Origin of the sequence: Streptomyces sp. NPDC020801 (assembly GCF_044334385.1) — a bacterium.
GTDB lineage: Bacteria > Actinomycetota > Actinomycetes > Streptomycetales > Streptomycetaceae > Streptomyces.
In genome coordinates, this window is record NZ_JBIRST010000009.1 from 58,644 (window position 1) to 73,175 (window position 14,532).

Sequence of the window (14,532 nt, forward strand, 5' to 3'; positions counted from 1 at the left end):
CCGGTTCCATCGAGTGGCCCGAAGGACAGCATTCGCTAGGATCGGGCCATGACTGGTGAGAGCACCGGCCCGGAGCACCGGCCGCATCGCGTCGTCGTCCTCGCCCTCGACGGGCTGCTCCCCTTCGAGCTGGGCATCCCGCACCGGATCTTCGGCCGCCCCCGGGACGCGCAGGGGCGGCCGCTGTACGAGGTCGTCACCTGTTCCGTCCGGCCGCCGGGCCCGGTCGAGACGGACGCCGACTTCGCCGTCCACGTCCCGCACGGGCCGGACGCCCTGGCCACCGCCGACACCGTGATCGTCCCGGCGTCCTACGAGCTCGGCCCGGTCTACGAGGAGGGCGTGCTCACCGAGGAGCTGGCCGCCGCGCTCGCACACATCCGGCCCGGCACCCGGCTCGCCTCGATCTGCACGGGTGTGTACGTACTGGCCGCCGCCGGATACCTGGACGGGCGGCCCGCCACCACGCACTGGATCGACGCCGGCCGCTTCCAGCGGGTGTTCCCGCGGGTCAGGGTCGACGCGGACGTGCTCTTCATCGACGACGGCGACGTGCTGACCTCCGCGGGCGTCGCGGCCGGGATCGACCTGTGCCTGCACATGGTGCGCCGCGACCACGGCACCGCCGTCGCCAACGAGGTGGCCCGCCGCACCGTCGTACCACCGCACCGCGACGGCGGGCAGGCGCAGTACATCCACCGGCCGGTGCCGGACCCCCAGCTGGCCACCACGGCCGCCGCGCGGGCGTGGGCGCTGGGGCGGCTGCACGAGCCGATCCAGTTGCGCGGCATGGCCGAGCAGGAGTCGATGTCCGTACGGACCTTCACCCGGCGCTTCCGCGAGGAGGTCGGGGTCAGTCCGGGGCAGTGGCTGACGCAGCAGCGGGTGGAACGGGCCCGGCACCTGCTGGAGTCCACGGACCTGTCCGTCGACCAGGTGGCCCGGGACGCCGGCTTCGGCACGGCGCAGTCGATGCGTCAGCACCTGCAGACGGCGCTCGGCGTGACGCCCACCGCCTACCGGCGGACGTTCCGGGTGGGGAGCGCCGTCCAGTTCCCGCCTCCAGGTCCGCTCGCCCACCGCCCTTCGTCCGCCTATGGCTCTTCTCACAATCCGGATGAAAACCGGCTTTTGGTGACGGCGGTCACCGAACGGGACGGGTGACTTCTTTATGTTCACCCCATGCGCCACCCCCTGCAGAAACGTTTGTGCGCCGTGCCGCGCCCGCGGACCGGTGTCCTCCTCACCTCGGCCGCGGTGCTGCTCTCGGCCGCCAGCCTGGGCGCCGCCGCCCCGGCCCAGGCCCAGGACAAGAGCCGGGTGACGGCAGCGGTACTCGCCCTGAACGGCACCGGGCACGAGCCCACGGTCTACGGCGACGACGTCCATTACGACACCGCGAGCATCATCAAGGTCGACATCCTGGCGACGGTGCTGCTGCAGGCGCAGGACGCGAAGCGGTCGCTCACCGCCCAGGAGCGCGCCTACGCGGACCCGATGATCCGGCACAGCGACAACACCGCGGCGAACGCGCTGTGGCGGCAGATCGGCCGTGCGCCGGGCCTGGAGGCGGCGAACAAGCGACTGGGGCTGACCGCCACGAAGGGCGGCCCGGGCGCCAGGTGGGGGCTGACCCGGACCACGGCGAGCGACCAGATACGGCTGCTGCGCGCGGTGTTCGACACCGGCAGGACGCCGAAGACGGGCGCCACGGCGCTGAACGCGCAGTCGCGGGCCTACGTCCGGGCGCTGATGAACGACGTCGCGGACGAGCAGGCCTGGGGCGTCTCGGCCGCCGGCTCTCCGTGGGCGCTGAAGAACGGATGGCTGCAGCGGGACACGTCCGGTCTCTGGGACGTGAACAGCGTGGGACGGATCATGGTGGACGGCCACCCCTACCTCGTCGCGGTCCTGTCGGACGGCAACGCCTCCATGAGCAAGGGCGTCTCCCTGGTCCAGCGGACGGCGCGGGCGGCGGTGTCCTCGGCAGCCGGACGCTGACGTCCCCGGCTGCCCCGGCCGGGCCCCCTCCGGCTGACGTCCGGCCGCCACGGGCCCCGGCAGGCCCTGGTGACGGCCCGTTCCCTGGGCCTGGGAACGCAGTCGCCGGTCACATCACGGGTGCGCCGTCCCGGAGATGCAACGGCCGTCCCGTCTCCAGCGCGTGCACAGCCCCCTCCAGGACGGCCCCGAGATCAAGTTCTTCGATCAGCTCCCGGCGCACCGCATCCTCCGGCGGCTCGTTGTACAACAGCGGGTTGCCCGGTCTTGTGGTTGTTGCCGGACCGCTGCGGTCAGCGCGAGGACGCGCTGGGCGATGCGGACGGCAACGCCCTCGAAGGTCCGGCCGCCGTGCTGTTCCAGGTCGCCGGACGCCGTCGCGCAGCGGGCACCTATGGGTGGTAGAGGGCGTGGGCGAGAGCCAGGTCGGCAAGCCCGTCCCGACCGAGGTTGAAGAAGTAGTTCACCTGCCACGCCTGCGTGCTGCGGGCCTGCCGGTTGATCGTGGTCACCCACGGCGGGTAGACGCGGAATCCGCGCTTCCCGCCGGAGCCGTTACAGGAGACGATGTTGCGCTCGCACAACACCTCGCACGGGAACACGAACTGTCCGAAGCCGTCGTCGTCGCAGCTGCTGATCACGAAGAGGTCCACTCCGTCGTCGGCGCCGAAGGGCCGGATCGGCCCCTCTTCGGACCGCTGCCACACGGTGACGAACTGGCCCACCTTCGCCGGGGTCGTCTTGGCCACGCGGAACCGAACCGAGCGGTCGTCGAGCGTGAACGCGCAAGCCGCGTACTCGGCACTCTCCGTTTCGGGCACCGGCAGCGAGCAGACGAAACCGCTCGGGTCGTACACCAATGCCTTCGCCGCCAGCAGGTCACCGTGAACCCCCGTCCACGGCTGATTCGAAACCATGCCGTCATCCTGCCATCGCACCCGTGCGCACGGCTTTGGCCCCTCACACCCCTCGACCACTGATCACATCGGAATGACTCGCCTCTAGAAGGTCAGCACCGCGCGCGCGACCCGGCCGGCCTCCGCGTCCGCCCGCGCCTCGTCGAAGTCCTCCACGGCGTACGTCCGCGTGACCAGTTCGTCCAGGAGGAGGCGGCCGGTGCGGTACAGGCCGGCGTACAGGGCGATGTCGCGCTGGGGGCGGGAGGAGCCGTAGCGGCAGCCCAGGACGGACTTGTCCAGGTAGAGGGAGGACACCTGGAAGGACGCCTCCGCCGTGGCCGGGGGGACACCGAGGAGGACGGCCTGGCCGTGCCGGTCCAGCAGGTCGATCGCCTGCCGGATCAGCTCCACCCGGCCGACGCACTCGAAGGCGTGGTCGGCGCCGGAGGGAAGGACGTCCCGTACGCCGTCCGTCGAGGTCAGGAAGTCCGTGGCGCCGAACTGCCGGGCCACCGCCTCCTTGGCCGGGTCGGCGTCCACCGCCACGATCCTGCTCGCACCCGCGATCCGCGCGCCCTGCAGGACGTTCAGGCCGATGCCGCCGGTGCCGATGACCAGCACGCTGTCCCCGTGGTCCACCCGGGCCCGGTTCAGCACCGCGCCCACCCCGGTCAGCACCGCGCAGCCGATCAGCGCGGCGGAGGCCGGCGGGACGTCCTCCGGGATGCGGACCGCCTGCACGGCCCTGACCACCGTGCGTTCGGCGAAGGCCGAGTTGGACGCGAACTGGTACACCGGCCGCCCGTCCCGGGTGAACGGCTGTCCGGGCCGCCCGATCGCCCGGCGGCACATCGTCGGCCGGCCGCGGTCGCAGTCGGCGCACGTGCCGCAGTTGGCGAGAGTGGAGAGCGCCACCCGGTCTCCGGGCGCCACATGGGTGACGCCCGCGCCGACCGCCTCCACCACCCCGGCGCCCTCGTGGCCCAGCACCACCGGCCGAGGGAACGGTATGGTCCCGTCCACCACCGACAGGTCGCTGTGGCACAGCCCGGCCGCCGCGACCGCGACCAGCACCTCGCCCGGCCCCGGGTCCCGTACGGTCAGATCGTCCACGACCCGGACCTGCTTGCCGTCGAACACCACACCGCGCATCACACGGCCCCCAGCCCTTCGGTTCAGCCCTTTGGTTCCCTCGGCAGGCCGAGCACGCGCTCGGCGACGATGGTGCGCTGGATCTGGTCGGAGCCGCCGTAGACGGTCTCGGCCCGGGTGAACAGGAACAGGTGCTGCAGCTCGTCCAGTTCGTAGGGCGCGGCCGGTGACCAGTCGGCCGGCCCCGCGCTCGCCGCCGCGCCGCGCACCCGCATGGCCAGCTCGCCAAGCCGCTGGTGCCAGCCGGCCCAGAGCAGCTTGGCCACGCTGGGGGCGCCCGCCTCGCCCGCCGCGCCCGCCTCGCCCGTGCGGCGCGTGCGGCCCGTGCCACCCAGGGTGCGCAGGGCGTTCCAGCGCATCGTGCGCAGCTCGGCCCACTGCCGGACCAGGAGGTCGCGCAGGACGGGGTCGTCCGCCGCGCCGGTGTCCAGGGCCGTCCGCACGACCTTGCCCAGTTCCTGGGCGAAACCGATCTGCATGGCGAGGGTGGAGACGCCACGTTCGAAGCCGAGCAGGCTCATCGCGACCCGCCACCCGGCGCCCTCGCCGCCCACGACGTGCTCCACGCGCGCGCGTGCACCGTCGAAGAAGACCTCGTTGAAGTCGCTCGTGCCCGTCATCTGGCGGATGGGGCGGACCTCGATGCGGCCGGGCTGGTCCATGGGGACCAGGAGGAAGCTCAGGCCGTGGTGGCGGCGGGCGCCGGTGTCCGTTCTGGCCAGCACGAAGCACCAGTCGGCCTCGTGGGCGAGGGAGGTCCAGATCTTCTGGCCGGTGACGCGGTAGTGGGTGCCGTCCGGGTCGCGGACGGCCGTGGTGCGCACGCCGGCCAGGTCGGAGCCGGCGTCAGGCTCGCTGTAGCCCTGGCACCACAGTTCCTCGCCGGTGGCGATCGGGGGGAGGAAACGGGACTTCTGCGCGGCGGTGCCGTGCGCGAGGAGGGTGGGGGCGAGGAGGTTCTCACCGATGTGGCCGCAGCGGGGCGGGGCGGCCGAGCGGGCGTACTCCTCGGCCCAGACGACCTGCTGGGTGAGGGTGGCGGTGCGGTTGCCGTATCCGGATTCGGGCCAGCCGAGTCCTATCCAGCCGGCCCCGCCCAGGGCGCGCTCCCAGGCCCGGCGGTCCTCACGGGTGTGGTCGGCGTGTGCGCCGAGCCAGGCACGGGCCTCGGCACGGAACCTCTCGTCCTCCTCGGTGAACCCGAACTGCACACCGGCCTCCCTGGGATCGGAACCTGACATCGGCCATGCGGGACGAAGCTCACCCGGTGGCGTCGCCACCGGTGTTGGGACGTGCCCCGTCCCTCGCCGCCCGCTCCATCGCCGCCACCTGCTCCAGCAGCGGCATCGGGTCCGAGCCCACGGTGCCCGGGAGGAAGTCGGCGATGCGTTCGGGGGTCCAGGTGCCGTCCGCGTAGGCCGCGCGGAGCTCCCTCGGCTGGGCCCAGACCGCGATCTTGGGGCCGGCGATCGTGTACACCTGGCCGGTGATCCGCTGCTCCCTCGCGCGGTCCGACAGGAGGTAGACCACCAGGGCGGCCACGTCCTCCGGTTCGCCGATCTCCTTCAGCTCCATGGGGACGCCCGCCGACATGCGTGTACGGGCCACCGGAGCAACGGCGTTGGCGCTCACCCCGTACTTGTGCAGGCCCAGCGCGGCGCTGCGGACGAGGGAGATGATCCCGCCCTTGGCCGCGCTGTAGTTGGCCTGGGACACCGAGCCCTGGTGGTTGCCGCTGGTGAAGCCGATCAGTGTGCCCGCGCGCTGCCGCCGCATCACCGCCGAGGCGGCCCGGAACACCGTGAACGTGCCCTTGAGGTGGGTGGCGATCACCGGGTCCCACTCCTCCTCGGCCATGTTGAACAGCATCCTCTCGCGCAGGATCCCGGCCGCGCACACCACGCCGTCCAGGCGGCCGTACGACGCCAGGGCCGTGTCGACGACGCGCTGCCCGCCCGCCATCGTCGAGACGTCGTCGGCGATGGCGACCGCTTCCCCGCCCGCCGCCCCGATCTCCTTGACCACGGCCTCGGCGACCTCACTGGACGGGGACGCTCCGTCGACCGACACGCCGTAGTCGCCCACGACCACGCGCGCGCCCTCGGCCGCCGCGGCGAGCGCGGCCGCCCGGCCGATGCCCCGGCCGGCGCCCGTCACGGCGACGACCCTGCCTGCCAAGAAGTTCCCCACGCCCGGCCCCTTCCCGTGATTTCTGACGGTCCGTTAGATTTTATGTCCGGCCGGACGGCCGGGCACAAGCCCCGGGGAGGACCGAGATGTCACTGCCGGACGCGTTCCACGACATCGCCAAGCGCGTGAACAACTGGGGCCGTTGGGGAGCCGACGACGAGATCGGGACCCTCAACCTGATCACCGACGAGGTGGTGCGGGAGGCGGCGGGCTGCGTACGGACCGGGCGGCGCGTGCCGCTCGCGCTGCCCCTGAGGCAGGACGGGGTGCAGACCGGAGTGATCCCGGGGCGCGTCAACCCGCTGCACGTGATGGTGCAGATCAATCAGGAGATCTTCGGCCCGGGGACGGTCGCGTGCAGCGACGACGCCGTGACCATGGGACTGCAGGCGGCCACCCACTGGGACGCGCTGGCCCATGTCTCGCACTCGGGCCGGCTCTACAACGGCCGTCCGGCCGCCACCGTCACCCCGCACGGCGGCGCGGAGTTCGCCGGCATCGACAAGGCGCGGCACATCGTCTCGCGCGGGGTGCTGCTCGACGTCGCACGCGCGCGGGGCGTCGACCGGCTCGACGGCGGCCACGCGGTCACCCCCGAGGACCTGGACGCCGCCGAGGAACTGGCCGGCACGCGCGTGCGCGCCGGGGACATCGTGCTGGTGCGCACCGGGCAGGTGCAGGTGTATCTCGCGGGCGACCGGCACGCGTACGGCCACCCCTCGCCGGGGCTGTCCGTGCGCACCCCGGAGTGGTTCCACGCGCGCGATGTCGCGGCCGTCGCCAACGACACACTCACCTTCGAGGTGTTCCCGCCGGAGATCGACGACCTGTGGCTGCCCGTACACGCCCTGGACCTGGTGGAGATGGGCATGCCGCAGGGCCAGAACTGGAATCTCGAAGAGTTGTCCACAGCCTGTGGACAAGCCGGGCGCCACGCCTTCCTGCTCTCCGCCATGCCCGAACCGTTCGTGGGCGCGACGGGTACACCGGTCGCTCCGGTGGCCATCCTCTAGGGCAGCGTGGCGAGTCCGGGTGGCGGCGCGCTGTCGCCCGCCCCGAGCACGGCACCGCGCACCGCCATCCGGCTCCGGCGTACCGGCCCCGCCCCCCTCGACCCTGAAGGGACCGGTCGACGCCGACCTCACGACTCACACTCGTCAAGGGCTCCCGGCAGCCGAGCCCTCGTCGTCCCCTCACGGCGAATCGCTGCCCACCAGGGTGATCAAGCGAGCACGGCGCGTCAACAGCCGTACGGCGATTTACCCTATATGTCCGGCTCGCAACGGGCGCGCACGGAAGCACGTCCGGCGCATGGCCGCCGCGCGGAACCGGGCCGAGGGCACATGTCCGCCCCCGCGCCACCACCCCTGCGCGGGCAGTGGGGCCACACCCGAGGCCGGCCTGCCGCTACACGGCCTCGTACGCGAACCCCCCGTACGCCGGCGTCTGCGCGCGGCAGGTCGTCCCCGCGGCCTCACCGGACGGCGTACAGCGGTCCAGTTCGCACCAGATGCGCTTGCCCGCCCCCTCCCGGCTCCAGCCCCAGCGGTCGGCAAGGCCGTCGACGAGGGCGAGGCCCCGGCCGCCCGTCGCGTCGTCGCCCGCGCAACGGGGCACGGGGGCGCGGGTGCTGGCGTCGGCCACCTCCAGGCGCACGGTGGCCGCCTCGGCCGGCAGCCCGGGGAGGGAGAGCCGCAGCACGGCCGGACAGCCGGTGTGCACCACGGCGTTGGTGACCAGTTCGGAGACGAGCAGGATCAATGTCTCGGCGAGCGGCTCGTCGGCCTCTATCCCCGACCCGGCGAGCCGCGAGCGGGCCCATCTCCGGGCTCGCCCCACCTCCGCGGGGTCGGGCCGGATCTCCAGCTGCACTTGAAGCACCTGCACCGCTCACACCATCCGAACCGGCGGACACATAGCCTCGCGCCACACGAGGGCCACGATCGTAGCCATTTTCTGCATGGCCAGAACAACGGCCAGAGCAAGGGTCACGGAACGTGACTCCCTTGCCAGACAGCATGGTTGACGTACCGTCACCGCAACAAGCGCTTCGGGCATATTCCCGCGCGAAGGAGTACCCGTGCGGCATACTGTGCGACGCTCGTCGCAGGGAGTCGAACAGGCGGGCAGCGAAGGCCGCCCGACCTCGCGAGCAGCGGCGCACACCGCCGAATCCGGCGCCGCCCCAGGGGCGGCGCCGGGATGGATCGTGTTCGGAACCACTCGCATTGCACACAAGGTACCCGAGCCGGACGGCGACTCCGGGACGTGACGAGTCACGCCCCGCGTCGGAGCCGACATCTACGCTCCGTGATCGGTGACTGCCACGATCCGTGACATCCCTCTCCGCCTGGCCCGGGTCACCGCAGTCCAGGGAGGCCCTCAGCCCGTCCCGGCCACCAGATCACCCGCGAGCAGCTCCTCACTCTGTGTGACGCCACCCCCGCGATGGGCCCGCACCCATGTGCGCTTGAGATGCAGATGCACCTCGGACTCCCAGGTGAAGCCCATGCCGCCGTGCACCTGGAGGCAGTCGCGGGCGCCGCGCACGGCGGCCTCGTCGGCGAGCAGCCGGGCCGCGGCGATGTCCACGGGGTCGCCGGTGACGGCCGCCGCGTACACCGCGGCGCGGGCCGTCTCGGTTCGTACGAGCATGTCCGCGCACAGATGCTGCACCGCCTGGAAGGCGCCGATGGGCCGTCCGAACTGCTCGCGCGCCCGGGCGTGTTGCACGGCCAGCTCGCACACCCGCGCGGCCGTCCCGAGCTGCTCGGCCGCGCTGAGAAGCACGGCGACGGGACCGAGCCCGCCGGTGCCCCTCGCGGCCGCCCCGGGCCGCACCCGGGCCGCCCCGGCGCCCCCGGGCCTCACCCCGGACTCATCGGCCTCCAAGGCATTCCCCGCCTCTCCGGCCACCAGCCCGGCCTGTCCGGGCTCCTCCCCGACCGGCCCGAACCGCTCCCCGGCCGCCCCGGGCCGTTCGGGCCTCTCCCCGGCCGCCCCGGTGCGCCCGGGCCTCTCCCCGGACCTCACCCCGGCCGCCCCGGTGCGCCCGGGCCTCTGCCCGAGCCCTTCCCCGGCCCGTCCCGACCGCTCCCCCGCTTCCCCGAACCGCTCCCGGAGCCCGGGCCTTTGCCCGCACCCTTCCGGCCCGGGCCTCCCGCCGCCGGCCCCCTCCGCGGCCGGCACCCGGTGCAGTGGGGTGAGGGGGTCCAGGGAACGCATCGGTACGGCGCCCGCGGCCCGTCCGTGTACGACGTCCGCCTGAGCCAGCCACTCCACGACACCGCCGTCCACGGCGGCCACGACCGTTTCCCCCTCGGCCGCCCCCGCCACCGCCCCCGCGGCCAGATGGGTGGCCACCAGCGGCCCCGGCAGCAGCGCCCGGCCCGCCTCCTCGAACACCAGCACCGCCTCCGGCAGCCCGAGTCCCACGCCGCCCTCCGCCTCCGGCAACCGCAGCGCGAAGAACCCGGCCGCTCCCAGCTCCCGCCACAGCACCCGGTCCAGCACCCCCGGCGCCGCCGCGGCCGCCCGCAGCCGGGCGGGCCCGAAGCGCCGTGCCAGCAGCCCCCGAACGCCGTCCCGCAACGCCTTCTGGTCGTCCGTCAGTTGGAAGCGCACCGTATGTCACCGCCCCTTCGGCAGCCCCAGGATCCGCTGGGCCACGATGTTGCGCTGGATCTGCGAGGTGCCGGCCGCGATCGTGTACGACAGGGCGGACAGCCGGTCGAGCACCCACGGCCCGTCGAGGTCGAGGGCCGCCGCACCCACGACGTCGGCCGCCGTGTCGTACAACTCCTGCCGCGCGTGCGAGTACCGCAGCTTGAAGACCGAACCAGCGGCCCCCGGCACCCCGCGACCGCCCGCGCTCTCGGCCGCACCCACGTTCCACTGCGTCAGCCGCCACAGCGCCCGGAACTCGGCGTTCAGCCGGCCCAGCCGCCGACGCAGCACCGGGTCGTCCCAGCGGCCGTTGCGCCGCGCCTCACGGGCCAGTTCGCCGAGCACACGGCGGCACGCCACCACCTCGCCGGCGAAGGCCGTGCCGCGCTCGAAGGAGAGCGTCACCATGGTCACGCGCCAGCCGTCGTTCTCGTCCCCGACCCGGTGGGCGGCCGGCACCCGCACCTCGTCGAGGAACACCTCGGCGAACTCCGCGGACCCGGCGAGCGTCCGCAGCGGCCGTACGGTGATGCCCGGCGCGTCCATGGGCATCGCGAGCCAGGTGATGCCCCGGTGCCTGGGCGCGTCCGCGTCGGTGCGCACCAGCAGCTCGCACCAGTCGGCGACCTCGGCGTGGGACGTCCAGATCTTGGACCCGCTCACCACGTAGTCGTCGCCGTCCCGCCACGCGCGTGTGCGCAACGACGCGAGGTCGGAGCCGGCTCCCGGTTCGCTGAAGCCCTGGCACCACACCTCCTCGCCGCGCAGGATCGGCGGCAGCCAGCGTGCCCGCTGCCGCTCCGTGCCCTCGGCCGCGATAGTCGGCCCCGCGTGCAGCAGCCCGACGAAGCCCGCCCCCACATAGGGCGCGCCCGCCCGCTCCGTCTCCTCCAGGAAGATCAGGTGCTGGGTGGGGGTGGCGCCCCGGCCGCCGGCGTCCACGGGCCAGTGCAGCCCGGCGTATCCGGCGTCGTACAGCATCCGCTGCCAGCCGAGGTCGTAGGCACGGCGCCCCGGCCAGTCGTCGGGGGACGGTCTGGGCGGCAGGGCCGGCAGCACCTTGGCGAGCCACTCGCGCAGCCGGGCCCGGAACTCCTCCTCCTCGGGGGTGTACGAGAGGTCCATGGGCCGGGCTACTTGTCCAGGTCCAGGCCCAGCATGCGGATGGCGTTGCCCCGCATCAGCTTGTACACCGTCTCCTCGTCGAGGCCCTTCACATGCTCCAGGGCGACCTCCCTGGTGTGCGGGAAGGTCGAGTCGACGTGCGGGTAGTCGGTCTCGAAGGTGGCGTTGTCCCGGCCGACGACGTCCAGGGACGCCACCCCGTGCCGGTCGCGGAAGAAGCAGCAGAAGATCTGCCGGTAGTAGTACGCCGAGGGCGGCTCGGGAATCAGGTCCCTGACCCCGCCCCAGGCGCGGTGCTCCTGCCAGACGTCATCGGCGCGCTCCAGGGCGTAGGGGATCCAGCCCATCTGCCCCTCGGAGTAGGCCAGCGTCAGCCGTGGGAACCGCACCAGCACCCCGCTGAAGAGGAAGTCCATCATCGAGGCCATCGCGTTGTTGAAGCTGAGCGAGGCCTGGACGGCCGGCGGGGCGTCCGGGGAGGCGGCCGGCATCTGGGAGCTGGACCCGATGTGCATGTTGACGACCGTGCCGGTCTCCTGGCAGACCGCGAAGAAGGGGTCCCAGTAGCCGGAGTGGATGGAGGGCAGGCCCAGGTGGGTGGGGATCTCCGAGAAGGTCACCGCGCGCACCCCGCGGGCCGCGTTGCGCCGGATCTCGGCCACCGCGAGTTCGACGTCCCACAGCGGGATCAGGCACAGCGGGATCAGCCGGCCGCCGCTGTCGCCGCACCACTCCTCGACCATCCAGTCGTTGTAGGCGTGCACGCAGGCCAGCGCGACCTCCTTGTCGTGCGCCTCGGCGAAGGTCTGCCCGCAAAAGCGCGGGAAGGTCGGGAAGCAGAGGCTGGCCTCGACGTGGTTGAGGTCCATGTCCTTGAGCCGCTCGGCCGGGTCCCAGCAGCCGGGCCGCATCTCGGCGCGGGTGATGCCTTCCAGGGTCATCTCGTCGCGGTCGAAGCCCACGGCCGCGATGTTGCGCTTGTACGGGAACTTCAGGTCCTCGTAGATCCACCAGTCGGTGGGCGGGCCGTCCGGGTCCATCGTGATCTGGTACTTGCCTCCGACGTAGGCGAGTTCGCCGATCCCGGCGGTGAGCGGCCGCGGTCCGCGCTCGCGGTACTTCTCCGGCAGCCAGGTCTCGAACAGGTGCGCGGGCTCGATCACGTGGTCGTCGACGCTGATGATGCGGGGCAGTTCGGTCGCGCTCGTCATGGGTCCCCTCCACCGGGCCGGGCGCCGCATATCTGATGGACCGTCAGTTTTGCGGGTCACCGGCAGGGTAGCCCCGCACCCCTGGACCGACAAGGCGACAGGCCCTACGCTCTCCGCCATATCTGACGTACCGTCAGCTCGCGAAAGGACTTGGGGGCCGCCGTGACCGAGACCGCACACGCCCTGGGTGCCGCGCAAACGCTCTGGGAGCTGGTGGGCCGCCGCGCCGGGCTCACCCCCGACCGTCCCGTCCTGCTGCAGGAGGACGGCCTGCTGACCTTCGGCGAGCTGCGCGACCGGGCCGAGCGGGTGGCCGCGGGCCTGTACGGCATGGGCGTACGCCCGGGCACGGTCGTCGCCTGGCAGCTGCCCACCCGGATCGAGACGGCGCTGCTGTCCTTCGCGCTGGCCCGTCTCGGCGCCGTGCAGACGCCGGTCATCCCCTTCTACCGGGAACGCGAGGTCGGCTTCGCGCTGCGGGAGTCGAAGGCGGAATTCTTCGCGGTGCCGGGCCGGTGGCGCGGCTTCGACCACACGGCGATGGCACGGCGGCTGGGCGCGAGGGGGATCTTCGAGGCGTCCGGCGACGCCGGCCTGCCCGAGGGCGACCCCGCCGTGCTGCCCCCGCCTCCCGCCGAGGGGGCCTCAGTGCGCTGGATCTACTGGACCTCGGGCACGACCTCCGCGCCCAAGGGCGTGCTGCACACGGACCGTTCACTGATCGCGGGCGGCTCCTGCCTCGCGCACGCGCTGCGGCTGACCTCCCACGACGTGGGCTCGATGGCCTTTCCCTACGCCCATATCGCCGGGCCCGACTACACGGTGATGCTGCTGCTGTACGGCTTCCCGGCGGTGCTGTTCGAGCAGTTCGCCCTGCCTGAGGCGCTGGCGGAGTACCGCAGGCACGGGGTGACGGTGGCGGGCGGCTCCACGGCGTTCTACTCGATGTTCCTGGCCGAGCAGCGCAAACAGCCCGGCCGGAAGGTCATCCCCTCGCTCCGGCTGCTCGCGGGCGGCGGGGCACCCAAGCCGCCGGAGATCTATCACGCCGTCCGCCGCGAGATGGGCGTGCAGCTGACCCACGGGTACGGCATGACCGAGGTGCCGATGATCACCATGGGAGACCCGGACGACACCGAGGAGAACCTGGCGGCCACGGAGGGGCGGCCGCCGGCGGGCATGGAGATACGGATCGTGGACGGGGAGGTGCGGCTGCGCGGGGAGGCCGTCTGCCGGGGCTATCTGGACCCGGCGCAGACGGCGGAGGCCTTCGACGGGGAGGGGTTCCTGCGCACCGGCGACCTGGGGCACCTGACCGGCAGCGGGCACCTGGTGCTCACCGGCCGCCTTAAGGACGTCATCATCCGCAAGGGCGAGAACATCTCGGCCAAGGAGATAGAGGACCTGCTGCACCGGCACCCGGCGGTCGGGGACGTCGCCGTGATCGGGCTCCCGGACGCCGAGCGCGGGGAGCTGGTGTGCGCGGTGGTCGAGCAGCCGCCGGGGGCCGGGCGGTTGACCCTGGAGGCGGTGACCTCGTATCTGCGCGCGGAAGGGCTGTCGGTGCACAAGCTGCCGGAGCAGCTGGAGCTGGTGGACGCCCTTCCGCGGGGCGAGACGCTGCGCAAGGTGCTGAAGTACGAGCTGCGCGAGCGCTATGCGGGCACGCCGCGGTGAGCGCTACTCGGGGACGGTGAAGTACCGCGCGAAGGCGGGCACGATCTCGGGCTCGCCGACCATGCCGTCCGCGTCGGTGTCGAGCGCGGCGGCGGTCGCCCCGGCGATCTCCTCGGGCACGCCGAGCACCCTGAGCACGCGCACGGTGTCCTCGACGGTGGCGGCCCCGTCGCCGTCGGTGTCCGCGACGGCCAGGGCGGCGTGCAGGAAGGGGCGGGCGATCTCGGCGAACCGCTCGGGGTTGTCGCGCAGGCGCTTGACCGCGCCGGTCACGAACTCCTCGCGGGTGATGCGCTGGTCGCCGTCGCGGTCCGCGATCCCGGCCATGCCCTGCCAGAACGCCTCCGCGCCGGCGTACAGGGCCTGGCCCTTGTCGGAGCGGGCGGTGGTGCCGAACTCCGCGAGCAGCGCCTTGGCCGCCATGCTGAAGTCCTCACGGTCGATGTAGCCGTTGCCGTCCTGGTCGAAGGTGGCGAACCGGGCCCCGATCCTGCGCTCGTACTCGCTGCTGACCATGTCTTTTCGGGCCGCCTTACGTGTGGGGTACGTCTGGCAGGGAGCGTACGACGTGAAGCCCCCTCGGGGGACGGGAAAACGACGGTTGTGCCAAG

At 72.8% G+C, this 14,532-nt stretch carries 13 protein-coding genes; 4 read left to right on the top strand and 9 right to left on the bottom strand.

The features are described 5' to 3' along the window. Positions 1 to 48: 48 nt before the first annotated feature. Together ACH4UM_RS20000 and ACH4UM_RS20005 are read left to right on the top strand one after the other, a co-directional pair. The gene (locus tag ACH4UM_RS20000; protein WP_398180778.1) at positions 49 to 1,164 is read left to right on the top strand and encodes a GlxA family transcriptional regulator; all 1,116 of its coding nucleotides are present in this window, start codon (positions 49 to 51) and stop codon (positions 1,162 to 1,164) included. Between the two features lie 18 nt (positions 1,165 to 1,182). Next, the gene (locus ACH4UM_RS20005; protein ID WP_398180780.1) at positions 1,183 to 2,001 is read left to right on the top strand and encodes a serine hydrolase; all 819 of its coding nucleotides are present in this window, start codon (positions 1,183 to 1,185) and stop codon (positions 1,999 to 2,001) included. A gap of 392 nt (positions 2,002 to 2,393) precedes the next feature. Here ACH4UM_RS20005 and ACH4UM_RS20010 read toward each other — a convergent pair whose 3' ends face one another. The 4 genes from ACH4UM_RS20010 to ACH4UM_RS20025 form a co-directional block, all read right to left on the bottom strand. After that, entirely contained in the window at positions 2,394 to 2,918 is a 525-nt protein-coding gene (locus ACH4UM_RS20010; protein WP_398180783.1) for a MepB family protein, read from the bottom strand. 84 nt (positions 2,919 to 3,002) lie between these two features. Then, positions 3,003 to 4,052 (bottom strand): Zn-dependent alcohol dehydrogenase, encoded by a 1,050-nt coding sequence (locus ACH4UM_RS20015; RefSeq protein WP_398180786.1) that lies wholly within the window; start codon positions 4,050 to 4,052, stop codon positions 3,003 to 3,005. A gap of 23 nt (positions 4,053 to 4,075) precedes the next feature. Beyond that, the gene (locus ACH4UM_RS20020) at positions 4,076 to 5,263 is read right to left on the bottom strand and encodes an acyl-CoA dehydrogenase family protein (RefSeq protein ID WP_398180789.1); all 1,188 of its coding nucleotides are present in this window, start codon (positions 5,261 to 5,263) and stop codon (positions 4,076 to 4,078) included. 49 nt (positions 5,264 to 5,312) lie between these two features. Beyond that, positions 5,313 to 6,242 carry an SDR family NAD(P)-dependent oxidoreductase gene (locus tag ACH4UM_RS20025; protein ID WP_398180791.1) on the bottom strand — a complete coding sequence of 310 codons (930 nt, stop codon included), beginning with the start codon at positions 6,240 to 6,242 and terminating at the stop codon, positions 5,313 to 5,315. An 86-nt stretch (positions 6,243 to 6,328) separates the two neighbouring features. On the opposite strand from ACH4UM_RS20025, the gene ACH4UM_RS20030 reads away from it, so the two are divergent. Beyond that, positions 6,329 to 7,255 (top strand): cyclase family protein, encoded by a 927-nt coding sequence (locus ACH4UM_RS20030; RefSeq protein WP_398180794.1) that lies wholly within the window; start codon positions 6,329 to 6,331, stop codon positions 7,253 to 7,255. A 394-nt stretch (positions 7,256 to 7,649) separates the two neighbouring features. On the opposite strand, the gene ACH4UM_RS20035 is transcribed toward ACH4UM_RS20030, so the two are convergent. From ACH4UM_RS20035 to ACH4UM_RS20050, 4 genes are all read right to left on the bottom strand, one after another. Continuing rightward, positions 7,650 to 8,114, bottom strand: a complete 465-nt coding sequence (locus ACH4UM_RS20035) for an ATP-binding protein (RefSeq protein ID WP_398181394.1) — start codon at positions 8,112 to 8,114, stop codon at positions 7,650 to 7,652. 510 nt (positions 8,115 to 8,624) lie between these two features. Next, positions 8,625 to 9,866, bottom strand: coding sequence for an acyl-CoA dehydrogenase family protein (locus ACH4UM_RS20040; RefSeq protein ID WP_398180797.1), 1,242 nt, complete (start codon positions 9,864 to 9,866; stop codon positions 8,625 to 8,627). Positions 9,867 to 9,872: 6 nt separating this feature from the next. Continuing rightward, positions 9,873 to 11,033: an acyl-CoA dehydrogenase gene (locus tag ACH4UM_RS20045; protein ID WP_398180800.1), complete on the bottom strand. Its 1,161-nt coding sequence runs from the start codon at positions 11,031 to 11,033 to the stop codon at positions 9,873 to 9,875. 8 nt (positions 11,034 to 11,041) lie between these two features. Further along, positions 11,042 to 12,274, bottom strand: a complete 1,233-nt coding sequence (locus ACH4UM_RS20050; RefSeq protein WP_398181397.1) for an amidohydrolase family protein — start codon at positions 12,272 to 12,274, stop codon at positions 11,042 to 11,044. Positions 12,275 to 12,406: 132 nt separating this feature from the next. Here ACH4UM_RS20050 and ACH4UM_RS20055 point away from each other — a divergent pair, with 132 nt between their 5' ends. Next, positions 12,407 to 13,921: a class I adenylate-forming enzyme family protein gene (locus tag ACH4UM_RS20055; RefSeq protein ID WP_398180803.1), complete on the top strand. Its 1,515-nt coding sequence runs from the start codon at positions 12,407 to 12,409 to the stop codon at positions 13,919 to 13,921. A gap of 3 nt (positions 13,922 to 13,924) precedes the next feature. Here the strand turns inward: ACH4UM_RS20055 and ACH4UM_RS20060 are convergent, their stop codons facing one another. Next, complete coding sequence (locus ACH4UM_RS20060) at positions 13,925 to 14,437, bottom strand: EF-hand domain-containing protein (RefSeq protein WP_398180805.1); 513 nt, start codon at positions 14,435 to 14,437, stop codon at positions 13,925 to 13,927. Positions 14,438 to 14,532 lie beyond the last annotated feature (95 nt).

What these genes read in the sequence shown, in the direction of transcription:
- ACH4UM_RS20000 (WP_398180778.1), top strand. Translation starts at nt 49, where the DNA reads ATGACTGGTGAGAGCACCGGCCCGGAGCACCGGCCGCATCGCGTCGTC.
- ACH4UM_RS20005 (WP_398180780.1), top strand. Translation starts at nt 1,183, where the DNA reads ATGCGCCACCCCCTGCAGAAACGTTTGTGCGCCGTGCCGCGCCCGCGG.
- ACH4UM_RS20010 (WP_398180783.1), bottom strand. Translation starts at nt 2,918, where the DNA reads ATGGTTTCGAATCAGCCGTGGACGGGGGTTCACGGTGACCTGCTGGCG.
- ACH4UM_RS20015 (WP_398180786.1), bottom strand. Translation starts at nt 4,052, where the DNA reads ATGCGCGGTGTGGTGTTCGACGGCAAGCAGGTCCGGGTCGTGGACGAT.
- ACH4UM_RS20030 (WP_398180794.1), top strand. Translation starts at nt 6,329, where the DNA reads ATGTCACTGCCGGACGCGTTCCACGACATCGCCAAGCGCGTGAACAAC.
- ACH4UM_RS20045 (WP_398180800.1), bottom strand. Translation starts at nt 11,033, where the DNA reads ATGGACCTCTCGTACACCCCCGAGGAGGAGGAGTTCCGGGCCCGGCTG.
- ACH4UM_RS20050 (WP_398181397.1), bottom strand. Translation starts at nt 12,274, where the DNA reads ATGCGGCGCCCGGCCCGGTGGAGGGGACCCATGACGAGCGCGACCGAA.
- ACH4UM_RS20060 (WP_398180805.1), bottom strand. Translation starts at nt 14,437, where the DNA reads ATGGTCAGCAGCGAGTACGAGCGCAGGATCGGGGCCCGGTTCGCCACC.